This window comes from Mycoplasma aquilae ATCC BAA-1896 (assembly GCF_048074525.1).
GTDB lineage: Bacteria > Bacillota_I > Bacilli_A > Mycoplasmatales > Metamycoplasmataceae > Mycoplasmopsis > Mycoplasmopsis aquilae.
Genome location: NZ_CP182208.1, coordinates 161940 through 184140, shown reverse-complemented (window position 1 = coordinate 184140; position 22201 = coordinate 161940). Strand labels below are relative to the sequence as shown.

The following is a 22201-nucleotide window of genomic DNA, read 5'->3' as shown; positions in this document are numbered from 1 at the left end:
AAACCTTTATAATGACTAGAACTAATAAATATGTATAACAACAATGCTAAATATAATGAACTTTATGAAAAGTATTTATCTATGATCGATGAGGAATATACTGAAGGTAGAAAATATAGTTTCTATAAAACTTTAAGGTATAGAACAAAACTATATAATTTAGGCATGACATATTCTTTAACTTCAAAAAAGGATCCAGCATTAACCTGTGTTTCCAAGTTGATAAGGAGTAAAAAACGAATAGCCCCGTAATATAGAGCTATTCGTTTTTTTGTTCTTAAAATTACATAGAAAAATTACTTTATTAAGTTTAAAATGTAATGGTACAGTTCGATTTCTTCTTTAATTTCATCAGAACTTCACATTTTTTCTTCAACGACTACACCATCCACCTTTTTAAAATTAACCATGGCAGATTTTATTGCTAATAATATTTGCTGAGATGTTATTTTATCTAATACACCAAGTTTTTGGGCTTGGTTTTTATTTACTAATCATGTTAAATAATTAAGAATAACTAATGCAATAAAGCAAATTGTTATATGTCCCAGAACATGTTCATCAGTTCTGACAAACATAGGTCTAGTTTCTAAAGTTGTTTTTAAGTCTCTAAAGTTATTTTCAATTCTTCATTGATTTTTATAAATGTCTAAGATTTCTTTAATTGATAAGTCTCATCTTGTGGTTTCAAAAACTATATAACCATCGAGTTTCTTATCTTCTCTAACTTTGTCCATATCCATGGCGAATTTAGATTCTTGTATTTCTTTGAAATATTTATACTTTTTATAAGATATCATGCTTCTTGCTGTGGCTGTTCCATCAGTAGATTTAATTTTATTAAATCTTTCGATAACTTCGTTTCTAAGTGCTGCATCTCTTTTAGCTTTGTATTTATCGTAAATCACTACTTGTCTAACTTTCATTGCATTATTTTCTGCATCAATATTAACTTGTTCAACCTCTTTACAAAGTAAACCATCAATTTCTTTATAATCTGTTTCATTTACAACATACTCTTTGAATTTTTTACTTGTACCTTTAAGTCTAACTGGAAAAATGTAATTTAGGCCATTATTTTTTAATCACATTTTGTTTTGATATTGATTCATACCTTTGTCAGCAATAACTGTGACATTGGTTATGTTATAAATTTCTCCAAGTTCATTTATTGTGGGAATTAAAGTTTTTTGATCAGCAACATTACCAGGTAAAAGTGCAAAATCAAGAGGTATTCCGTTGCTATCTGTAACCATCCCAAGCACAACTTGGTCCTCTTTAAACTTCCCATCTTTTGAATATCCAGCTCTTTTAAGAGTGAATTTTTCTTTTAAGTCTTCATTTGTATTTACAAATGTTTCAAAATATAATGTGGTGGCATCCATGAACACTAGACTAACATTTCTGTTTGTGACTTCTGAAATTTTATTATTCACATTTTTAACTAGTTTTTGCTTATTTTCAGCTACAAAATCTAAGAAATTATAAACAGTTGATTTTTTGACATTAATTTCGTTAATAAACTTATGTTTATTAGTAAAACTTCTCAACATACTTTCAGGTTCTAGTATTCTTTTTGCAATTAGAAATTCAAAAATTTCTTCTGTTTGTTTCTTTTTTCCTTTTTCTAACCCTTGAAAAAGTTCTAAATCCTTAATTATTTTGTAGAGTAATTCAACACCGACGTTATAAGTTCCAAATTCCACCTTAGTTAATTCAAAAGCTTCCGATATTTTAGATTTAATATACTCTTTATCAGCATCAGTAGGCAATGTTTTCGCTATTTGTTTTAAAACATCTAATGCATTTTCATGCGTCTTTTCAAGTACTGATAAACTTCCGATACTTATTGATCTCTTATAACCTTTACCATATCCACCTGAAATTCCAAGACTTACGTAGTAATCATCTTTTTTCTTATTTTTTACGACTATTCATTTTTCCATGCCCTTATTATATCACTTTTCTATGTAATTATGTAATAAAAAATAAAAATTTTTTGGATCAGAAATTAGAGCTATTTATTTCATAAATAGAAAATTAATTTTTAATAAAAAAATACAAAAAAAGTGTCTCCAACTTGGAAACACAGGAGGAATATACTGAAGGTAGAAAATATAGTTTCTATAAAACTTTAAGGTATAGAACAAAACTATATAATTTAGGCATGACATATTCTTTAACTTCAAAAAAGGATCCAGCATTAAAGAAAAAGCGTGGAAGACCTAAAAGCCAAAAAATAAAAAATGAAAAAGGTGAAATAAATTGAGATGCAATACCTATTGAAGACTTAAAAGAAATTGCTAAAAGATATTACGAAATAACCAATAAACTTGACAAAAAATCACTTATATCAGAACCTGTGTTTCAAAGTTGATAAGGAATAAAAAAACGAATAGCCCGGTAATATAGAGCTATTCGTTTTTTTGTATTCTTATGTGCAGTATAACACTAAAAATCTACACCTACTTTTCCTGAGTTTCGAAGTTTGAGCCTGAAAAAACAACAATTATTTTAAAAGTTTTACGTTCATATATCAAAGATATATGGACTTTTTTAATTCTTCTAAATTTTATTATTTTTCTACTTGTATTACTTGTATAAAGTGCTATAATATGAATATGTCAGATAAGTTCATACTAATAAAACACAAAAGAAAAGATCACACATATATTTCAGTTGCCACATCAAATGGATATGGGAAAGGATATAGTAACCAAGTTGGAATTGGAAGATTAGAAAAACTCGAAACATTATGTTCGGACCCGATAAATGTAATTAAAAATGTATGTGAGACTTTAAATATTGATGATTCAAAAGAAAAAATTAAGCAAAGCATAATGTTTGCATTAAATTCTTCTCAAACCGAGGTATACAATGTGAATTATGGTATTAATACACTTTACAGTGTAATTGATAAATTTGAGATTTTTAATGCCCTGCCAAAAACAAGACATAAAGACCTTGAAAAACTTTTAAAATACACAATTGCTAGCAGAATCATTGATGCGAAAAGTTACATATTAATGCATAAAGATAAGTATAAATATGAAGGTGCTCCAGAAACAAGTAAAGATGGATACTATACACTACTAGATCTGGTTAATCAAAATAAAAAGCAATTCTAAATAAAGTTAATGAAAAAATAATGAAAAACACAACAAGAAAAGTTGAATTAGTTTTCTATGACTCAACAACAATGTATTTTGAAAGTTTTTCCCGTTCAGGATTAAGACACAGTGGATATTCAAAAGATGGAAAATTCAAAGAAGACCAAGTGGTGGTTGGAATGGCAACAGATGAAAATGGAATTCCAATTCATTTTAAAACCTTTAAAGGAAATACAGCAGACGCAAACACATTTATCCCATTTATTTTAGAAATGCTTAAAACATACGAAATTAAAAATGTAACCATTATTGCTGATAAAGGAATGTCAACTTCTAAAACCTTAGATTTCTAGAGCAAAAGGAATAGATTATGTAATTTCTTATAGATTAAAAACAGGAACTAAAGCTTTTAAAGAATACGTGCTCGATGAAAGTAATTATCAAGGAAATGAAGAATTCAAATTTAAAGAGCAAGAAGTTGTTTCACTCTTTAATAAAAAAGACCTAATGGTATAGTTAGAAGAAGAATTGTTACATTTAGTAAAAAAGAGCAGCAAAAGATAAAGCAGACAGACAAATATTAATTGATAACTTTAACAAGTTAAAAAACAAAAATGGATTAGTTGAAGCAAGCAAGCTAACCAGTGGTAAAAATATAGATTCTTTAAGAAAATTGGAAGTTCATTTTATGAATTAGATAGCCAAAAATTAAGTCAAGACAGTCAATTAGATGGATTTTATATTTATGAAACTTCAAGACATGACTTATCACCAGAAGAAGTGGTGAATATTTATGCAAAACAATGACAAATAGAAGAAAACTTTAGAACAATGAAGTCATCACTTCAAGTTAGACCTATGTATGTATGAACTGATGATCACATTAATGCGCATTTAATTTTGTGCTTCATATCTCTTGTTATTATAAAATTTCTACTTCACAAGATCAATACAGTTCTTGCAAGCACAGGAGTTATTGATAAATTTTCTAATGATAGACTTATCACAGCGATAAAATCAGCTGAAAAGGTAGTGAAAGTTGTAAATGGTGAAGTTAAAGAAGAAATTTATATTAAAAACACTCAAAACTCAGACCATATTTCAGATTATGAAACAATCGAAACGATATTTAAAAAATTTGTACAAGTAATTTAATGTATGAAAAAACGAATAGCCCCATAATATAGGACTATTCGTTTTTTTGACCCTTAAAACTCCGAAACTCAGGAAATCTACACCTACTTTTGTGGCGTAGATTTTTAAGGCATAGAGTTTTGATTTATTTTAAAGTTATTTGTGATTTAAAAGAAAAAGCCTAAGTCTTATTTTGCGAATTTACCTAAAACTGTTGCAATACGTTCTTTTGTTGGTTCAACAACAATATAAGTTCCAGCTACACAAGCATCAGCACCTGCCATAAAGCTTTCTGGACCTGTTACAGCGTTGATTCCACCATCAACTTGAATTAGGTAGTCATAACTATTATCGTCTCTTAAATGCTTTAATTCAGCGATTTTGTCTAAAGCTGCTGGCATGAACTTTTGTCCACCTGCTCCAGGTTCAACTGACATAACTAAAACTAATGCTAAGCGATCTAAAAATGGTTTTATAGCTGCTACAGGTGTAGCTGGCTTGATAGCTAATCCAATTTTTAAATCATGGTGGTTATTAGCTAAGAATTCTTCAAAACATTCTAAATCATCCTCAATAGCTTCATAGTGGAATGTGATGATATCTACTATATCTTTCACTTCCTCTACATAGTCATATGGATTAACAACCATTAAGTGAGCATCCTTAATGTGTGGTTTACCATTGTGAGCAATATTTGCTATTTCATCAATTTGAATAGCTGTATTTGGAACAAATTTACCATCCATTACATCATAGTGGATTCATTTTATCCCATTTTCAACAAGTGTATTAGCCATTTGAAGTCTCTTATCAGCTTCAACGTTTAATAAACTTGGTGTAACATATTTTTTCATATATTATTTCCTTCCATTTGTAATTTCGTCTAATAATTTAATATAGTTATTATATCTTATTTGAGGTATTAATTTGCTTCCAACTTGTTGTTTTATTGCACAATCTTTCAAGCTTTCATTGACGTGTAAGCAATTACGAAACTTACAGTAATTGCTTAACTCACGAAATACTTTAAAGCTTTTAGCCAACTCTTCTTTGTCCATATCTAAAATTAATGAAGAAAATCCGGGAGTATCAATTAAATAGCCATCTTTAAAGTTAACAATAGATACTACTCTAGTAGTATGCTTTCCTCTTCCTAAAGCCTTAGAAATTTCTTGGGTTAAAAAATTATGTTCACCTAGAGCATTTAAGGTAGTGGTCTTACCTACACCACTTTGTCCCATAAAGACAGAATATTTGCCATCAAATAAGTTTTCTAAATGTGGTAAATAATTATCTGGATTACTGTTATCTATTAGCTCAACACGATATTGCATATCTCGATACAGAGAAGCAATTTCAGCTGCATATTCTGGATTTAAGTCAGTTTTTGTAATAAATAATACTGGCACAATATTTTTGCTTTCTATAATAGCAAAGTATTTATCTACTAGGAATGGCTGAAATTTAGGCTGTTCAATTGACATAAACACAATCATTTGATCAATATTAGCCACTTTCGGGCGAATAAAGCTATTCATTTGAGGTAATATTTCAGTAATAACACCATTTGTTACAATTACATCATCACCAACGACCGGGGATTGTTCAAGATATCTAAGCTTACCTGCAGCTGGAATTTGTAGGGTTTCAGTACTATTTGACACGGTATAGATGCCTGAAACTATTTTAGTAACTTTATATTGCATTAAATGTACTCCAATACTACTAAGGTGACTGTGACTGCAATAATTAATATTGCAATAAAACATAAAGCAGTTATTAAGAAAGCATTTGAATTAATAATATCTGCTACCTTACGTTTTTTCTTTAAGGTTTTTGGACTTAATGGTGCTTCGAAACGACGTTCCGGACTTAAGCAAGTCTTTAGGTCTTTTTGAAATTCATGCACACTTTGGTAACGATCTTCTGGTCTTTTAGCAGTGGCCTTAATCACTACGTTACACATAGCTTGTGGGATGTCAACAAATTCTTTTGGTGAAGGGAAAGTGTTTTTATAGTGCATCATAATTGTATCTTGGTCCCGAGCACCTTCATATGGATATTGACCTGTGAGCATTTCGAAAAGAACTACTCCTAAGGCATAAATATCAACAGCTTTAGTTATTGGAGCACCTTTAATTGTATATTCAGGCGCTGCATAATATGGGCTGCACACTACAGCATTAACTTTAGTAAGACGTTGAGACTCTGGAGTTAAGCTAATACCAAGGTCAATAATTTTTACATTATGTGAATCATCAATTATAATATTTTGACTCTTGATATCACGGTGGATAACACCATTATTATGCAGCTCGCCAATACCTTCAGCAATCTTATTGATATAAGTTTTGGCCTTTTTTATATTTAAAGATCCATTAGCACGAATTATGTTATACAAAGTATTACCAGAAATGTATTCCATAACGTAATATTGTTCAACATTATCACCATAATACTCAATAAGCTGTGGAATATGTTTAGAATGGACTTTTCCAAGTAAGCTAGCTTCATCATGGAAACGTTGATATGCTACTTTATCATAAACATTGGTCATAAGTTTCAGTGCATACTTTTTATTCAGATCAGACTTTAGTACCACTAAAAAGACAGTACCCATTCCCCCACTACCTAAGATACCTTTAATTAGGTATTTATTATGAATACGCGAACTTGAAGGAACATTATAATTAGTTGCCATTGTTACCCCCTTGTTCCACATCTAATATTACTAATGTCATATTATCTGTAGATTCAGAGACAATAGCTAAATCAAGTACTTCTTTCGCAATTTCTTTCAATGGTTTATCTTGTAATATAAAATATTCTAGTTCACTTTTTGACATAAAGCCATGAATCCCATCGGAAGTTAATAAAATCTTTTTAATATTATGAAATCCTTTTGGAGATACCTCAAAAATTTCAATTAAAGTATTATAGTTTGGCAAAATTGCACTTGTTAAATACTTTCGCATTTCTGGATTATATTTTTCAATATCTTCACCTTCAGAAATGAGCTGATTTTCAACATTATGATCAATTGTGACTTGAACTAATTCATGTTCCTTAGCAATATAACATCTGCTATCACCTGAATTAAAAATAATAACATTTTGAGTTTCATGCAAAATAAGACAACCAACAGCTGTTGTCCCCATAGATTCTTTTCCAGCTTGAGTTGTTGATAATTGTTTTAATATACTTTTAGCTTTATCAAATACTGAAAAGACTCATTGCTTTGCGGTTAGATTATTTTTAACGTAAAAATTGTGCATGAATTCTTGTTTAAAAGTGTCTATAACAGTTTGAGCTGCTTCATCACCAAAAGAATGTCCACCAATGCCATCGCACAAAATAGCAAGTGTTGCTTTTTCATTTTGAAAAACACTTGCTCGATCATCATTTTTAGCTCTGACTCCTTGCATGGACTCTAAGTAATAATTAATCTTCAATACCTAACTCCTTGTGAAGGATGGCACGAATTTCCTCAGCTGCTCTCTCAGGCACATCGTTAATAATTTTGTACTTGAATAGATATGAATCAGCTATTTCTTCTTCAGCCTTCTTCAATCTTTGTTTTAATGTCTCACTGTTTTCTGAACCACGTTTTAAAATACGTTCGCGTAAATCAGAAACAGATGGAGGCGCTAAGAATATGGTAATTAAATTATATTTTTCAGCTTCTTTTGAATCTGAAGAGAATTTCTTGATAATTTGTTTTGCACCATTAGTTTCAATTTCTAACATCGGTACTTTATTTTTGGCATGAATTTTGTCTAATTCAGAATAAAGTGTTCCATAATAATTTGATAAATGATATGAGAATTCAATAAATTTACGACTCTTGATTTTGTCCCTAAATCTATCAACATCAATAAAGTGGTAATGGATACCATCTAATTCCCCCTCGCGAGGCAGACGAGTAGTCGCAGAACAAGATAACGATAGGTTTAACTCATCGTATTCAAAAAGCAATCTTTCTACAGTTCCTTTACCAACGCCACTTGGTCCAGTGAAAATAATAATTGGGCTCTTCTTTGTATCCATAATTAAAGTTATTATAACATTATTTTATTTTTATATTGCTATAATTATTTTAATATTTATATTAAAAGAGGTCATATGTTTTACAAGTTCTATAAACCAACAGGAGTATTTGCAAATAAAACCGTTCGCTCCTTGCAGAGAGATCTAAAAGCCAATAAAATAGGTCATATTGGGATACTGGATCCACTAGCAGAAGGGCTTATGATAGTAGCCACTGATTTTGAAACAAAATTACTACAATATATTGATAATAAAAATAAAACTTATATTGCTAAAGTTAAATTTGGCTATTTCTCAGATACTTATGATAGCGATGGTAATGTTCAAAAGGTAAATGAGGATCCTATAACATTAGACCAGCTGCTAATGGCTATTAATTATATAAGTCACACTACTAGTCAAATTCCTCCTATTTATAGTGCTAAAAAGATAAATGGGAAGAAGGCTTATGAGTATGCTTGAAATAACGAAGAAGTTGAGCTTAAACCACAAGCAATTAAAATAGATGAATACAAACTTTTGGGTTTTAATCTTCAAACTCAAGAAGCAGAAGTTTATTTATCAGTTTCAGAAGGGACCTATATTAGAACTATCTTAGTTGATACTGCAGCTTATTTAAACAAACATGCAATTATGACTGGATTAAAAAGAGTGCAAGTTGGAAATATAAAACTTGATAATTTAAAAGCTAATGAATATGAAACAATCGAAATAAGCAATCTTATTTCATTGCCAATTTTAACTTTAAAAAATGAAAATATTAAAGCGATAGAACATGGAAATTCATTTAAAATAGTAACTGCTGACGGGATGTATTTATTACAAAATCCTGCAAATAATTTAATATGTGCAATTGGGGAAGTAAAAGATAATGTTTTCTGGCCCAAAAAAGTCGCACTTGAAAGGATATAAAATGAAACAGTTAAAAGATTTAATTAAGATTGCTGCCTTTGACGTAGATGGAACAATTTTGCCAAATGGTACCACTACATTTTCACTTAATACAAGAAAGATTTTTCCACTTCTTAAAATGAATGGAATTACAACCGTAATTTCATCAGCTCGTGAATTCGCAACTATAGGAGACTTTCTTGATCAATTAGAACCTGTAGACTACTTTATTGGAGCAAATGGAGCATTTATTTTTGATAATAATAAAAAAGAATTTGTTTATAAAAATACCTTAAATCGTGATGAAGTAATTCAAATGTATCATGCTTTTAAAGATAAAGTTGCAGCTTTTGCAGTTGCTGACTTTAACAAAGTATTTAAGACACCTGGAATGAATTTAAGTTCATGATTTATACGTCCATTTGTATCAAATTATTATAATTTTGATGAATCTGAATTAAGTAAGGATGACTTATATGTTATTACATTAAATGTTGATGGTTCAGATGAAATTGCTAAAGAAGTTGAACAATATATTTTAGATCATAATTTAAACATGGAAGTATCTGCTAAATGATCAAGAGGAATTTTTATTGGACCTAAAAATGTATCTAAAAGTCACACTTTAAGCATTTTATGTGATATGTTAGGATACAAAATTGGTGAAAACTTAATCGCATTTGGCGATAGTTCAAACGATTATGAAATGTTACGTGATGCATACTATGGTGTAGCTATGGAAAGAGCAAATGAATGAATTAAGTCAGTTGCTAAAGACATTGCACTTGATTGTGAATATGATGGTGCTTATTTAAAACTAAAGGAACTTAAGTTAATTTAATGGATCAATTAATTGTTTATGAATTAGAGGACTTTAATTCTCAAACTGGTGATAATTTTATTCTAGGTTCATTTGAATCATTCCATCTTGGACATTATCAATTGTTTAAGCAAGCTAAAGCAAATGGTGGCAGAGTCATTCTGGTTTGCTTCAATGCTCAAAAAGGTATGCCAAAATTTAAAGACTCAATTTTTACTGATAATTATGCTAAATATGAACAATTAGCTCGCCTACCTTTAGATGCTATAGTACAACTTGATTTTAATCAAGTTAAAAATTATGAAGGTATTGAATTCTTAGCTAAACTAGCTCAAGGAAATTATGTAACTTTTATAGCTGGGCAAGATTTTAAATTTGGTGCTAATGCAGCCTACGCGTTAAGCGATTTTAGTACGCCTGATTATGAAAACTTGTTTAGAGTGCAAGAAATAGAATTAATGCAAGATATAGGAGCAAAAATTTCAACTTCCAAGTTGAAAGAAAGTTTAGAATTTGGTGATATTGATTTTATTAATTCACTACTAGTTTATGACTATGCTTTTTCTGGTGTTTTAAAAGATAAAAATATCGAAGTAATTGAACAACTGGCTAAAATTCATGCAGGATTGTACTGTGCATTATTCCATATTAAGGAGTTAGTTTACTATGGTATTTTGCATGTGACAAAAATTGGATTAAGAGAAGTATTTTTGATCGGGTACCAAATTAATGATTCAGTACAAAACACTGTTGTGGTTTGTGAACTCAAACATAAGATTAGGGTTGCTATCTCAAACTTTGATGATAAGATTACTGAAGAAGATATTGCTCTAGCAAAAGATTATTTCGCTCGTAGTAAGAAGTAAAATATCTTTATTTTCTTATTTTATAAGTCTAAAAATATTTTATATAAAATCAAATATTTTATATAATACTTAAAACTATTAATTAAACATAAATTTTAAACTTGGTTGATATGGAAATACCAGCTAGGCTTAAAACATAATAAAGGAGAATATTATGGTTTCAAAAGAAAGAAAAGCAGAATTAGTTAAACAATTCGGAAAAAACGCTAAAGACACAGGGAACACAGCAGTTCAAATTGCTATTTTAACAGAAGACATCGAGTTATTAAAACCACACTTCTTAAACAACCCTAAAGACAACCACTCAAGAAGAGGTTTCTTAGCTAAAATTTCTCAACGTAAAGTGTTATTAAAACACTTAAAAGAAAATGACTTTGACGAATACAGCAAAGTTATTGAAGCTCTAAACATTCGTAAATAATGAGTGTTTTAAAAAACAACAAGCTAAAACTTGTTGTTTTTTCTTATCTTGATTTCTTAGCATTGAATCTAAAAACGTATGAGAAAGCAATTGAAACTACCGCAAATATTGAAACATAGACGAATGCAATTCAAGGTTCGATTATTTTTCCAACTAGTGCAATTTCATAGTATGATGGTGAATGTGACATAAAAGTCATTCCTGACATTGCGTAATATCTAAGTAGGTTTGTAATTTGTGTCCCTGGTAATACAGATAAGACGTATTTTAAACCTGTTGGGAATAATTCAAGTGGTACAAAGGCTCCAATAAAGAATCCTGACATTGAAGAAATCATTCCCATTAATGCTGAATAAATTGCAACATTTTTAACAAAGCTGAAGATAAATGTGAAAATTGCTGAATTTAAGATGGCTCCTAAAATCACTACACCAAAAACATTAAATGCTGAAATGACTGTAAATAATTTAATTGTTCCATTTATAGCCATATAAGCAATAAATAGTAGATAAAGCACAATGCAAATTAGTACATTTAAGAGAATGTTAACCATTAAGTAACTAAAACGAATTAGTGAGGGCTTAATTGGTGTAATAGCAAGATCGTTGAAAATTTTCTTTTCAGCATCTTGCACAATAAAGACAGCTAAAGATAGTGCAGTTGTAATAGTTGATAAACTTAATAAACCAGTGAGCATGGAAGCATCAACAAACATATCTTTTTCTAAACTAGATATAGGTAGTTGCTCTACTTGTTGAGAAAATAGATATTTACCAAATAATATGAAACAAAAGACAGTGATAATTGGCGAAATAAAAGTTGTTAAAATTTTTCTCGGATCTTTAAAGAAGAGTAAAAAGTTTCTTCTAACTAATCAATGAAGTTGAAACATTTATTTTTCCTCCTTGTTACTTTTAGTTACATTTAAAAATACATCATCCATAGAACCTTTAATCAATTCAAAATCGCTTAGGATTGGGCCATATTTCATAACAAATGATTGAGCAGCTTGGTTTGAAGGAAATTCAACAATATATCTGTTGTTTATATATGAAATCGTCCCACTATTATCTGCAATGATTTTTTCTAAAACTGAATTTTGTTCTTGATAAATAATAACTTTGGTTTTACTATATTGATTTTTTAATTCGGCTGGAGTACCTTCGGCTAGCTTGTGACCTTTTTGCAGTATTATTGCATAATTACAGAAGTTTGCTTCTTCCATATAGTGAGTGGTTAAAAGAATAGTTAAGTGTCTTTCAGCTTGAATTTTCTTCAAAATTGATCAAACTAATTCACGAGAATTAGGATCCAGTCCAGTAGTGGGCTCATCTAAAAATAAGATTTCAGGCTTATGTACAAGTGAACGTGCAATATCCACCCTTCTTCTTTGACCACCTGATAGAGATGCATAACTTTTCTTTAATAAATCTTGCAATTGAAAATCATTAATTACGTCTTGAACTAAATTTTCAACTGGAGTATCTTTAAAATATTTTTTGTACATTGCTGCACGTGACATTAAGTTATCGTAAACAGTCAGTTTACCATCTAAAATTGACTCTTGGAAGACAATTCCGATTTTACGGTTAATTTCATGTGCATTAGATTTATCAAGATCGTGCCCGTCAACAATAATTTGACCTGAATCTTTCTTAGTAATCCCTAAAATAATGCTTAATGTAGTAGTTTTACCAGCACCATTTAGTCCTAAAAATCCAAATAGTTCTCCTTTTTTAACTTTAAAACTTAAGTCATTTAAAGCTTTATTTTTCTTAAAGGATTTATTTAACTTCTTAATTTCTAATGTATATTCATTTGATTCCATAAATTGTTTTCTCCTTTTTATAAATTTTAATATTAAAGCAAAAAAATCTAACTTATTTTTGAAAATATTAGTTAATCATTGAATCAATGTAGAATTTTGCACTTTTTAGTGCAAATTAGGTTAGTTACAAATACTCCTCTAAATATTAATACTGATAATTTAATCTTTTTATAGTTATTATTATAGGCGTTAGATAACTATTTTTAGATTTTATATCAGGCTCAACTTATTTTTATAAAAAATTAGCAAATGAAGTAAAAATATGCTAAAATATAAAACATTATGGAAAAAGATTATTACAAAGTACTTGGAGTAGAAAAAACAGCTACTGAAAAAGAAATTAAAACAGCTTATAGAAAACTTGCTATGCAATACCACCCTGACAAACTTAAAGATGGATCAGGTGATGAAAAAATGAAAGAGTTAAACGAAGCTTATCAAATCCTTTCTGATCCTGAAAAAAGAAAGATATATGATATGCATGGTGCAGATGCAGCCAATGGAAAAGGATATGCAGGTGCAGGTGGATTTAATGGTCAATATCAATCAGGTGGATTTAATGCTGGTGATTTTCAAGATATTTTTGAAAACATTTTTGGTGGCTTTGGTGGTGGAAGAAGAAGTAGAGCTTCTTCTCGCACAATGAGACAAAAAGGAGATAACTATAACTCAGTGTTAAATGTTTCGTTCATGGATGCAATTCATGGGACAACATTAAAACAAAAACTTGATAAATGGGAATTATGCTTACATTGTGGTGGAAGTGGTGCTGAAAGTGCAAGCGATATCTCAACATGTAATGACTGTAAAGGGGAAGGTTATACAACAAAAGTTGTAAATGGCTTCTTTGGCCAACAAATGGTGCAAGAACCATGTCGTACATGTTCTGGGACAGGAAAAATAATTAAAAATAAATGTATTCACTGCCGTGGTGAAAAATATTTAAAAGTTCAAAAGACTGTTACAATCAAGGTTCCTGAGGGCGCTGATTCTGGACTAACACTAAAACTTGCAGGATATGGTGCTCCCGGAACTAATGGTGGAGAACCTGGTGATATGATGATTCATGTTCAAGTACAAGGACACCCATATTATCACAGAGAAGGACTCGATCTAGAACTAGATTTTCCAGTTTCATTTATTGATATAATGCTTGAAAATAGTGTGAAAGTTCCAACACCTTGAGGCGATGTTTCAATCAAACTTAAAAAGAGCTACACTGATGAGAAAACTATTAAAATTCCTCAAAAAGGTGTTAGATATAAAGGATCACAAGGTGATTTACGTCTTAAATTAAGAGTTATAATTCCAGATCTTGATCGCAAGGATCGCAAAGCTATAGTAGAAACTATTGTTAATACAAACGATACTTCAAATGAAAAATTTGTAAACAAAGTAAATATGGCTTAAAATAATACAAAAAATAGAGGGTGGCCTCTATTTTTTCTTTATATCTTTTCATAAATAAGGAAATTCTTTTGGTGTTGAACGGTGTTTTGTAATTGTAAGAATGAAATTATCACGTTTCACATCAGGCTTAATGAATTCTTTTAAGTCTATAGTGTAGTCAAGTTTGCTTAGAATTTCACTAGCTTCTTTTAATTCATCATGAACTTTTATTCCTTTTAGAAGTGCCATATTGCCTTTAACTTTTACTAAATGAAATGAAGACATTAATAATGCTCTAACGTCAGCTACAGCACGGGCTGTAACAACATCAAATAAATTCTTTTGTTCTTGTTCTTCGGAACGCATTTTTAAGACTGTGGCATAGTCTTGTAAGTTAAGGTTGCTAATTACTTCGTTTAAAAAGTTAACTCTTTTTCCAATTGGCTCATAGATAGTTACATGATTATCAGGTTTAGTAAGCACATAAGGTATCGATGGGAAACCAGCTCCTGCACCAATATCTAAGATTTGGCCATTATGTAGCCCTTTGGTAATTTCTTCCATAAAATAAAGCGATTCTAAGATTCCCTCTTCTCACAAGCGATCTCCTGTAAAGCCAGTTAGATTCATAACTTTATTTTTTTCTTCAATTAAATTTGCATATTGTTCAAATAATGAAAAATCTCACCCATGTTCATTACATAATTGTTGGACTTTTTCTTTTTTAGTCATTTTGTCCATATTTATTTATTTCTTCTTTCATTTGTTGATATACACTAGTAATTGAGCTACCTTCTAGTGTTGCGTTAATTACTCTTCCTAAAAAGTCTCCAAGTGAAACAATTTCTAGCTTAGTGTATTTTTCAACTAATTCAGCATTATCAATACTATCAGTAACAATAACTTTTTCTATATTAGGATTATTTTCAAAAACATCAAACCCTTTAGTAAAAATACCATGGGTTGCCATAACAATAATACGTTTTGCACCATGTTCTTTTAAAGTATCCGCTGCTTTAATGATTGTACCACCGGTATCTATAATATCATCAACAATAACAGCATTTTGACCTTCTATATTACCAATAATTCCCATAACTTCTGTTTGGTTAACACCAGTACGTCTTTTATCAATAATACAAATTTTTATAGTATTTGCAATTAATTCTGCAAGTTTTCTTGCTCTAACTGTTCCACCATGGTCTGGAGAAACAACTGTAAATGATGTATTAAGTTTTTTAAGAGCCATAGCAAGAGGATATTGACCTCTTAAATCATCAACTGGTATATCAAAGAACCCTTGAATAGAAGGATTGTGTAAGTCAACACAAGTTAATTTTGTAACACCGGCCGTTTGCAATAAGTTAGCTACTAATTTAGCTCCAATTGGTTGTCTTCCACTTACTTTTCTATCTTGACGTGCATATCCGTAGTAACTTAAACAAACATTTATAGTTCTAGCACTAGCACGTTTAAGTGAATCAATAAATAATAATAATTCCATTATATTGTCATTTACAGGACGTGATGTGCTAGCAATAATAAAAACATCTTTGTCTCTAACGGTGTCAGCAGCCCCAATCATAACTTCTCCGTCAGCATAAACTGTACGGTTAATTTCAGATAGTGGAATTCCAATTAGATCTGAAATTGTTTGTGCTAATTTTTGGGCATTTTTCATTCCAAAAATAACAGTTTCTTTTTTGTTCATTTAAAACCTCTTTAATTTAATTCACTTGAATTTTACAGTTTTTTTTAGGCTATTTTTTAAATAAATGAAAAATCCAGTCAAAACTGACTGGATGATGTTACCTAATGTATCATAAGATTTTGAGCAATGATTTCTTGTCTTTTCAATTGAGTTTGGTAAAGATAAATAATAAGTATCTTCTAATTTTATGATTGTATAAAAGCTTGCGCTTGAGACTAGAGATAAATTGTTGATAATCCTTGCTTGATAAGATATCTTTAAAAACAACTTTAATAGTAGAGTTAATAAAGTCTAAAGCTTTTAATAAGTTTTCATCAGCTAACATAAGATGTAAAACATTTTCAAATAGCTGATTAAATTCTATACTAGTAATTTTATCACTTGTGCTATTGAGCACTCATTTATCAGCTAAGGTAAATGTAATTTTCTTTAAAGGTTTTTGTGCAAACCATAATCTTACTCATTTTAAAATATATCATGATAGATCTGTGTATAAACGCATATAGTGCTTATTGCTAGAACTATTAGTTAGTACATATATTAATTTATCATATGATGTTAATTGATTACTGTGTCTTATTAGTTGCTCTAGCACAATTAGAATCAAGGTCGGAATATCATTGGTAAATACATTAATTTGTGGCTCTTCTTTTAACTCTTTTTTCAATTGTGCTATTTCTGCTTCATAATTTCAATTAAATTCTTTGGATGTTGAAATAGCTAAGTTAGATATCAGGTTAATAACTTTTGGAGCAATATAGGTGGCTAGATTATAAATAATAACCTTAGTAATTTTAATAAATTGTTCTTTATCATACTGTACTAGACTTGAATTAAGCAATGTATAAATGGCTTTGAGAATTAGATTTTTATTTCTAAAAATGCTAAAAACAACTTTCAATATATCATCGCCGGTAATGGTTTGTGTATGAATTAAATTATCTAAGCCTTCTTGCAGGTTATTAAGCACATCAGAAAGTAGGTCTGATTTAATTCCTGATTGCATAATTTGATTAATTAAACTATCTATGTCAGTATATTGTTCAATATATTTAATTAGTAGTTTATCAGGATCTAATTCAGCATATAAATCAGTATTAAATATGTTACGTGAAATTTTAGTCGAGCTAGCTAGGATTCAACCTGTAAATTGAGATAGACGTAGAGGATAATTTTTATAATTTCTACGTGGAATCATATTTCTATCAAATTCATTAATATTATCTAAATAATCCTGTGTGCTAGTCCCAAAGATATCTAATAAGTTAGGATATTGCTCAAGTTGATATTGATAAAAACTATAATCTGATAGCCAATAAGTTTTATTAAAATCATATTCTGTTAAATTGTGAATTGTTACTTGTTGAGTAGATAATTTAATATATAAGTCCATAGCCATCTTTTTATAAGCAATATAACTTGGATGAATATCATAATAGATAGCACTCATTTGGCTAGCGTGTGCATGTCAATAATCGTTATTATAAAGTGAAACATAGTTGAGCCCTGAGCGATAGCTAATTGTCTTTAAGTTATTATTTAAAAGACCAATTAGGCTTTCAAGTACATTAGTTCCTGAAGAAGAGATATTATCAAGCTTAAAGATATGTTCTTGTAAAGCGTTTTGTAGCATTAGAAATGGTACAGGATAAGCAATAATATTAATGTTTGCATCGGGAGCTGCTAATTCTTTGATACGGTTAACAAATTCTTGCAGTGAATTTGTCGCTATACCCATAATGTTGTTATAGCCATCTTTTAAATAATTGCTAAAGATTTGATATCCATCTTGAGAATCAATACTATCCAAGAGTTCTTGAGTTTTGTTATTAAAAATGTATCAAAAAACTAAATAAAAGAAATCCATAGCTCCTATTGTAATGGTAATTAAATTAGCTTGCTTAATATCTAAAAGCACTTGCTTATGGGCATATCCTTCTTTTTCGAGTGCATCTTGAACAATATTATTTGTTTCAATTTTACTTTCATCATCTTCTAAATAATTTATTCAATCTGTAATACTGGTACCTGAAACTGCATAATTTGCAAAATGTGCTAAATTATTTGTTTTAGCCAATATTTCAGCAAAATATGATCCAAGTGAGCAACCATTAACAACTTTACCATCAACAAATTGTCCGGGGTAATCTTTATCGATAAACCCATCGAATCCTGCTGAAATTGAATCGCCTAATGCAACATACCGTATAGGCTTATCAAGTGATATAACATTAGGTGAATATTGTTTATTCAGCTCATTTATATCAAGCTCCAAGCCATTTAAGTATTTGTAACTTATTTCGTTCCGGAGTTGACTTTTGTCACTTTCGATCTTGTCAGAAAGAACTTTTGCCATCATTTCTAATAATCTAGCTATTAAATCTTTTTTGATCATCTCTATCCCTTAATTAAATTATACAAAAAGTAGCCCATAAGGCCACTTTGTAATTTATTTTTTCAATCGGAACTTCAAGACATGACTTATCACCAGAAGAAGTGGTGAATATTTATGCAAAACAATGACAAATAGAAGAAAACTTTAGAACAATGAAGTCATCACTTCAAGTTAGACCTATGTATGTATGAACTGATGATCACATTAATGCGCATTTAATTTTGTGCTTCATATCTCTTGTTATTATAAAATTTCTACTTCACAAGATCAATACAGTTCTTGCAAGCACAGGAGTTATTGATAAATTTTCTAATGATAGACTTATCACAGCAATAAAATCAGATGAAAAGGTAGTGAAAGTTGTGAATAGTGAAGTTAAAGAAGAAATTTATATTAAAAACGCTCAAAACTCAGACCATATTTCGGATTATTAAACAATCGAAACGATATTTATAAAAATGTACAAGTAATTTAATGTGTGAAAAAACGAATAGCCCAATAATATAGGATTATTCGTTTTTTTGGTCCTTAAAACTTCGAAACTCAGGAAAAGTTATTCATACTATTATTTAATTATTTCATATATAGATTTAATAAAAAGAAAGAAAAAATGTGGAAATTTCCACATTTATGAAAAAAGTTCTTATTTTTCAGTATTTACGAGGTCAACGATTTTCTTAGCTGCAATAGCACCATCACTTGCAGCTGTAACAATTTGACGTATTTCCTTAACTCTAATATCTCCAGCAGCAAAGATGCCAGGAACTTTAGTTTGCATATTTTCATCAGTTATAATAAAACCTTTAGAATCAAGAATATCTAAATCTTGCAAGAATCAGGCTGTTGATTCCATACCGATGTAAGGGAAGAAAGAAGAAATTTTTATTTCTTGTTCATTTCCATCTTCATCCTTGATAAGAGCACTTTCTAATGCATCTTCTCCTCTAAGCTCAAGCACTTGTGAGAAACGATGAATTTTAACATTAGGAATCCTATATAAGTCTTGTACAAGACGTCTTTCAGCTGTAAAGTCTCCGCCTTTTATTACTAGGTGCACTTCTGAAGCTATACTTGAAAGATAAGCTGATTCTTCAACAGCTGAGTTACCAGCCCCTAGTACCATAGTTGGATTCTTGCCAAATAATGGCCCATCACAGATAGCACAAAAACTAACACCTCTATTCATAAATTTATCTATGTTCTTAATAAAGGTTGGTATTTTATTTTTCATACCAGTAGCAATTAGAATAGTTTTCGCTTGTATCATTTGTCCACTAGCTAGATAAATTTCTTTGTGAGTAGTATCTATGTTTTTAACTTCTACTACATCACCATAGATATATTTGGCTCCATATTTTTGTGAGTGATCAAAGAATTCTTGAGCCAATTGCCATCCTTCAATCATTTCTGTTCCTATTCAATTTTCAACTTTGCTTGTGGCAGAAAGTTTTCCACCAGGAGTGCTTTTTTCCACAAAAGCAACAGAGAGATTTGCTCTAGAGGCGTATAGGGCTGCATTTAACCCAGCTGGTCCACCTCCAATAATTACTAAATCATATGATTCGTTCATATATACTCCTTTGTTTTTCTTATAAAAAAAGCATTTAGATAAATGCATTTTTATTTATGAATTAATTTTGTTTTTATTTGACATACTAAGTATTTAAAACTTGTTCTGTATACATAGTTGTTGTATTGTTCTTTATTTTTGATTTCGTATGTTCATTTATATTTAGCAAAAGTTTTATTGTATTTAACTAAGCCAAAGAATTGGAAGTAGATAAATAGGATTACTCCTAAGATAATAAATACTAATGCTACATATGAGTAAAGATTATATGATTCTTCTCTTAAAGGTTCCATAGCAGCACGAGTTACACCATATCATAATAAGTATAATGCACCAGTTGCTCCTGGTTTAAAGACACCAAAATAGTTGAATACTCAACAAAGAAGAATATAACCAACTAAGTTAGCTAGTCCTTCATATAAGAAGAGTGGATATCTATAAGCCCCTACAAGTCCTAATGCATCAGTTGTAGCATCTGAAATGTACATGTTTGAGGCAAAAGTAGAGCCTAAAGAAATTACGCTGTAGCCACTTCAGTCAATTCTTCCATAAACTTCATGGTTAGCATAATTACCAAAACGACCAACAAATTGCCCAACTAAAACAGCAGGTAGAATATAGCTAAAAGCTTTTCTTAAATCAACATATTGACGTTTTGAATATAAGTAAGCAATATCTAGAAGAGCAGCTAGAATAACTCCCCCTTGAATACTTAGACCCCCTTCTCAAATCGCATATCAATGTGAGTTGGGGAATGGATTACTTGGATTATAAATTAAACGTTCAATTATAAATCCAAGACGTCCTCCAAAGATTCCGGCAGGAACTGTGATTATGATGACTACAAATAAGATATTTAAATCTCATTGTTCTTTATACCAATAAAATAATACTGTAAGGATAGCAAATAAGAATCCAAACATTATCATTAAAGAATACAGGTGCATCTGATAAGAACCAATATTAAATAAAATTGTAGGGGTTCCTTCTCTGATTGCAGCTGACGGTAAAAATGAAGGTAAATTACTATTCATTATTCTCCTTTTCTGCTCTTTCATATAACATGTCAACTACGTTCATACCAGCATTTCTAGCTAAATATGTATTGACAGCAGCTTTAATTAAGGAAGCAGCTGAGCCCCCTTCTTTAATTGGGATTTGCATTTTCTTAATTGATCTACCAAAAACTGGATATTCTAAATAATCTGTCCCTAAGCGATCGAAGTCATTTTTGCCTTCTTGACGTACTAATTCAATAACTAAATCAATAATTGAAGATTTAGCTACTGAAGAGACTCCATATAGCTGGGTTATATCAACTAGCCCAATCCCTCTAATTTCAAGGAAGTTACGAGTCATTTCTGGTGAAGAACCTATAAAAATGTTACCATTGTCTTTAATTAACACAGCATCATCAGAAATAAGCACACTACCTTGTTGCACTAATTGTAATGCAGCTTCCGATTTTCCAATCCCTGATTCACCAGTGATAAGTACTCCAGTACCACCAATTAGAACTAATGTTCCGTGTACTTGTGTAACTTCACCAAAATAATTATTTAAATATGAGCCAATGTTAGTTGAAATATACGAAGTTGACATGCGAGCCAACGCCACAGGAATTTTGTATTTGTTTGCAACATCTATTACTCAGTTAATAGCTGGCTTGTTAAATCCTTTTGAAAGAATGACAATGGGTGGCTTGCGAGAAAACACTCATTCTAATGATTCATAAGACTTAGTCTTACCTATCAAACTAAATCAAGTTGATTCTGCTGTCCCCCAAGCAATAACATTTTTTGAAATACGATCATTTTCAAAGTGTTCTGCTAACTCTAAACCTACACGTTTAATTGCTGGCAAATAAATATCATTATATTCAAGTTCGACATCTTTGTCATTAACTATATTTAGGCCAAAAAACTCAATAATTTTTTTGACGTTCATTTTCTTTTTATCTTTACTCATAAACTTCCTTAAATAAAATCTATTAAATTATATATAGTTATTATCTTATTT

24 protein-coding genes are annotated in these 22201 nt (G+C 30.1%); 10 read left to right on the top strand and 14 right to left on the bottom strand.

The annotated features are described in order from the left end of the window. Positions 1 to 296 precede the first annotated feature (296 nt). A complete protein-coding gene (locus tag ACM0IS_RS00905) occupies positions 297 to 1946 on the bottom strand; it encodes an IS1634 family transposase (RefSeq protein ID WP_416756397.1) in 1650 nt (549 codons plus the stop codon). 221 nt (positions 1947 to 2167) lie between these two features. Here ACM0IS_RS00905 and ACM0IS_RS00900 point away from each other — a divergent pair, with 221 nt between their 5' ends. From ACM0IS_RS00900 to ACM0IS_RS00885, 4 genes are all read left to right on the top strand, one after another. After that, positions 2168 to 2380 carry a hypothetical protein gene (locus ACM0IS_RS00900; RefSeq protein WP_416756396.1) on the top strand — a complete coding sequence of 71 codons (213 nt, stop codon included), beginning with the start codon at positions 2168 to 2170 and terminating at the stop codon, positions 2378 to 2380. 241 nt (positions 2381 to 2621) lie between these two features. Next, positions 2622 to 3128 carry a hypothetical protein gene (locus ACM0IS_RS00895; protein WP_416756262.1) on the top strand — a complete coding sequence of 169 codons (507 nt, stop codon included), beginning with the start codon at positions 2622 to 2624 and terminating at the stop codon, positions 3126 to 3128. Between the two features lie 20 nt (positions 3129 to 3148). Next, complete coding sequence (locus tag ACM0IS_RS00890) at positions 3149 to 3463, top strand: transposase (RefSeq protein WP_416756394.1); 315 nt, start codon at positions 3149 to 3151, stop codon at positions 3461 to 3463. Positions 3464 to 3893: 430 nt separating this feature from the next. Continuing rightward, positions 3894 to 4265: a transposase gene (locus ACM0IS_RS00885; protein ID WP_416756265.1), complete on the top strand. Its 372-nt coding sequence runs from the start codon at positions 3894 to 3896 to the stop codon at positions 4263 to 4265. A gap of 167 nt (positions 4266 to 4432) precedes the next feature. On the opposite strand, the gene ACM0IS_RS00880 is transcribed toward ACM0IS_RS00885, so the two are convergent. Genes ACM0IS_RS00880 through gmk form a run of 5 tightly spaced genes read right to left on the bottom strand, consistent with a single transcriptional unit; the run spans position 4433 to position 8291 of the window. Then, positions 4433 to 5098, bottom strand: coding sequence for a ribulose-phosphate 3-epimerase (locus tag ACM0IS_RS00880; protein ID WP_416756393.1), 666 nt, complete (start codon positions 5096 to 5098; stop codon positions 4433 to 4435). Positions 5099 to 5101: 3 nt separating this feature from the next. After that, positions 5102 to 5950, bottom strand: a complete 849-nt coding sequence (gene rsgA / locus ACM0IS_RS00875) for a ribosome small subunit-dependent GTPase A (protein WP_416756391.1) — start codon at positions 5948 to 5950, stop codon at positions 5102 to 5104. Beyond that, positions 5950 to 6945 carry a serine/threonine protein kinase gene (locus ACM0IS_RS00870; RefSeq protein WP_416756389.1) on the bottom strand — a complete coding sequence of 332 codons (996 nt, stop codon included), beginning with the start codon at positions 6943 to 6945 and terminating at the stop codon, positions 5950 to 5952. The genes rsgA and ACM0IS_RS00870 overlap by 1 nt, the downstream gene beginning before the upstream one ends. Further along, positions 6935 to 7696, bottom strand: a complete 762-nt coding sequence (locus ACM0IS_RS00865) for a PP2C family protein-serine/threonine phosphatase (RefSeq protein WP_416756388.1) — start codon at positions 7694 to 7696, stop codon at positions 6935 to 6937. The genes ACM0IS_RS00870 and ACM0IS_RS00865 overlap by 11 nt, the downstream gene beginning before the upstream one ends. Continuing rightward, entirely contained in the window at positions 7686 to 8291 is a 606-nt protein-coding gene (gmk, locus tag ACM0IS_RS00860; RefSeq protein WP_416741805.1) for a guanylate kinase, read from the bottom strand. The genes ACM0IS_RS00865 and gmk overlap by 11 nt, the downstream gene beginning before the upstream one ends. Before the next feature lie 75 nt (positions 8292 to 8366). Between gmk and truB the strand changes: the two genes are divergently transcribed. From truB to rpsO, 4 genes are all read left to right on the top strand, one after another. Then, a complete protein-coding gene (gene truB, locus ACM0IS_RS00855; protein ID WP_416756387.1) occupies positions 8367 to 9203 on the top strand; it encodes a tRNA pseudouridine(55) synthase TruB in 837 nt (278 codons plus the stop codon). Position 9204: 1 nt separating this feature from the next. After that, positions 9205 to 10023, top strand: coding sequence for a YcsE-related riboflavin metabolism phosphatase (locus ACM0IS_RS00850; RefSeq protein WP_416755565.1), 819 nt, complete (start codon positions 9205 to 9207; stop codon positions 10021 to 10023). Next, a complete protein-coding gene (locus ACM0IS_RS00845; protein WP_416756386.1) occupies positions 10023 to 10868 on the top strand; it encodes an FAD synthase in 846 nt (281 codons plus the stop codon). Before ACM0IS_RS00850 ends, ACM0IS_RS00845 begins: the two co-directional genes overlap by 1 nt. A 154-nt stretch (positions 10869 to 11022) precedes the next feature. Next, positions 11023 to 11289: a 30S ribosomal protein S15 gene (gene rpsO / locus ACM0IS_RS00840; RefSeq protein ID WP_416741809.1), complete on the top strand. Its 267-nt coding sequence runs from the start codon at positions 11023 to 11025 to the stop codon at positions 11287 to 11289. Between the two features lie 43 nt (positions 11290 to 11332). Here the strand turns inward: rpsO and ACM0IS_RS00835 are convergent, their stop codons facing one another. Next, complete coding sequence (locus tag ACM0IS_RS00835; protein WP_416756384.1) at positions 11333 to 12181, bottom strand: ABC transporter permease; 849 nt, start codon at positions 12179 to 12181, stop codon at positions 11333 to 11335. Next, positions 12182 to 13117 (bottom strand): ATP-binding cassette domain-containing protein, encoded by a 936-nt coding sequence (locus ACM0IS_RS00830; RefSeq protein WP_416756383.1) that lies wholly within the window; start codon positions 13115 to 13117, stop codon positions 12182 to 12184. Between the two features lie 282 nt (positions 13118 to 13399). Between ACM0IS_RS00830 and ACM0IS_RS00825 the strand changes: the two genes are divergently transcribed. Next, positions 13400 to 14527: a DnaJ C-terminal domain-containing protein gene (locus ACM0IS_RS00825; RefSeq protein ID WP_416756381.1), complete on the top strand. Its 1128-nt coding sequence runs from the start codon at positions 13400 to 13402 to the stop codon at positions 14525 to 14527. 27 nt (positions 14528 to 14554) lie between these two features. Here ACM0IS_RS00825 and rsmG read toward each other — a convergent pair whose 3' ends face one another. From rsmG to ACM0IS_RS00810, 3 genes are all read right to left on the bottom strand, one after another. Then, positions 14555 to 15247: a 16S rRNA (guanine(527)-N(7))-methyltransferase RsmG gene (rsmG, locus tag ACM0IS_RS00820; RefSeq protein WP_416756380.1), complete on the bottom strand. Its 693-nt coding sequence runs from the start codon at positions 15245 to 15247 to the stop codon at positions 14555 to 14557. Then, positions 15231 to 16217, bottom strand: coding sequence for a ribose-phosphate pyrophosphokinase (locus ACM0IS_RS00815; protein ID WP_416756378.1), 987 nt, complete (start codon positions 16215 to 16217; stop codon positions 15231 to 15233). Before ACM0IS_RS00815 ends, rsmG begins: the two co-directional genes overlap by 17 nt. A gap of 97 nt (positions 16218 to 16314) precedes the next feature. Continuing rightward, positions 16315 to 18612, bottom strand: coding sequence for an SGNH/GDSL hydrolase family protein (locus ACM0IS_RS00810; RefSeq protein WP_416756377.1), 2298 nt, complete (start codon positions 18610 to 18612; stop codon positions 16315 to 16317). Positions 18613 to 18716: 104 nt separating this feature from the next. Between ACM0IS_RS00810 and ACM0IS_RS00805 the strand changes: the two genes are divergently transcribed. Further along, entirely contained in the window at positions 18717 to 19046 is a 330-nt protein-coding gene (locus tag ACM0IS_RS00805; protein ID WP_416756376.1) for a transposase, read from the top strand. 209 nt (positions 19047 to 19255) lie between these two features. On the opposite strand, the gene ACM0IS_RS00800 is transcribed toward ACM0IS_RS00805, so the two are convergent. Genes ACM0IS_RS00800 through hprK form a run of 3 tightly spaced genes read right to left on the bottom strand, consistent with a single transcriptional unit; the run spans position 19256 to position 22150 of the window. Continuing rightward, positions 19256 to 20182 carry an NAD(P)/FAD-dependent oxidoreductase gene (locus ACM0IS_RS00800; protein WP_416756375.1) on the bottom strand — a complete coding sequence of 309 codons (927 nt, stop codon included), beginning with the start codon at positions 20180 to 20182 and terminating at the stop codon, positions 19256 to 19258. Positions 20183 to 20232: 50 nt separating this feature from the next. Continuing rightward, positions 20233 to 21216, bottom strand: coding sequence for a prolipoprotein diacylglyceryl transferase (gene lgt / locus ACM0IS_RS00795; RefSeq protein WP_416756374.1), 984 nt, complete (start codon positions 21214 to 21216; stop codon positions 20233 to 20235). Next, the gene (hprK, locus tag ACM0IS_RS00790; RefSeq protein WP_416756371.1) at positions 21209 to 22150 is read right to left on the bottom strand and encodes an HPr(Ser) kinase/phosphatase; all 942 of its coding nucleotides are present in this window, start codon (positions 22148 to 22150) and stop codon (positions 21209 to 21211) included. Before hprK ends, lgt begins: the two co-directional genes overlap by 8 nt. Between the last annotated feature and the right edge of the window lie 51 nt (positions 22151 to 22201).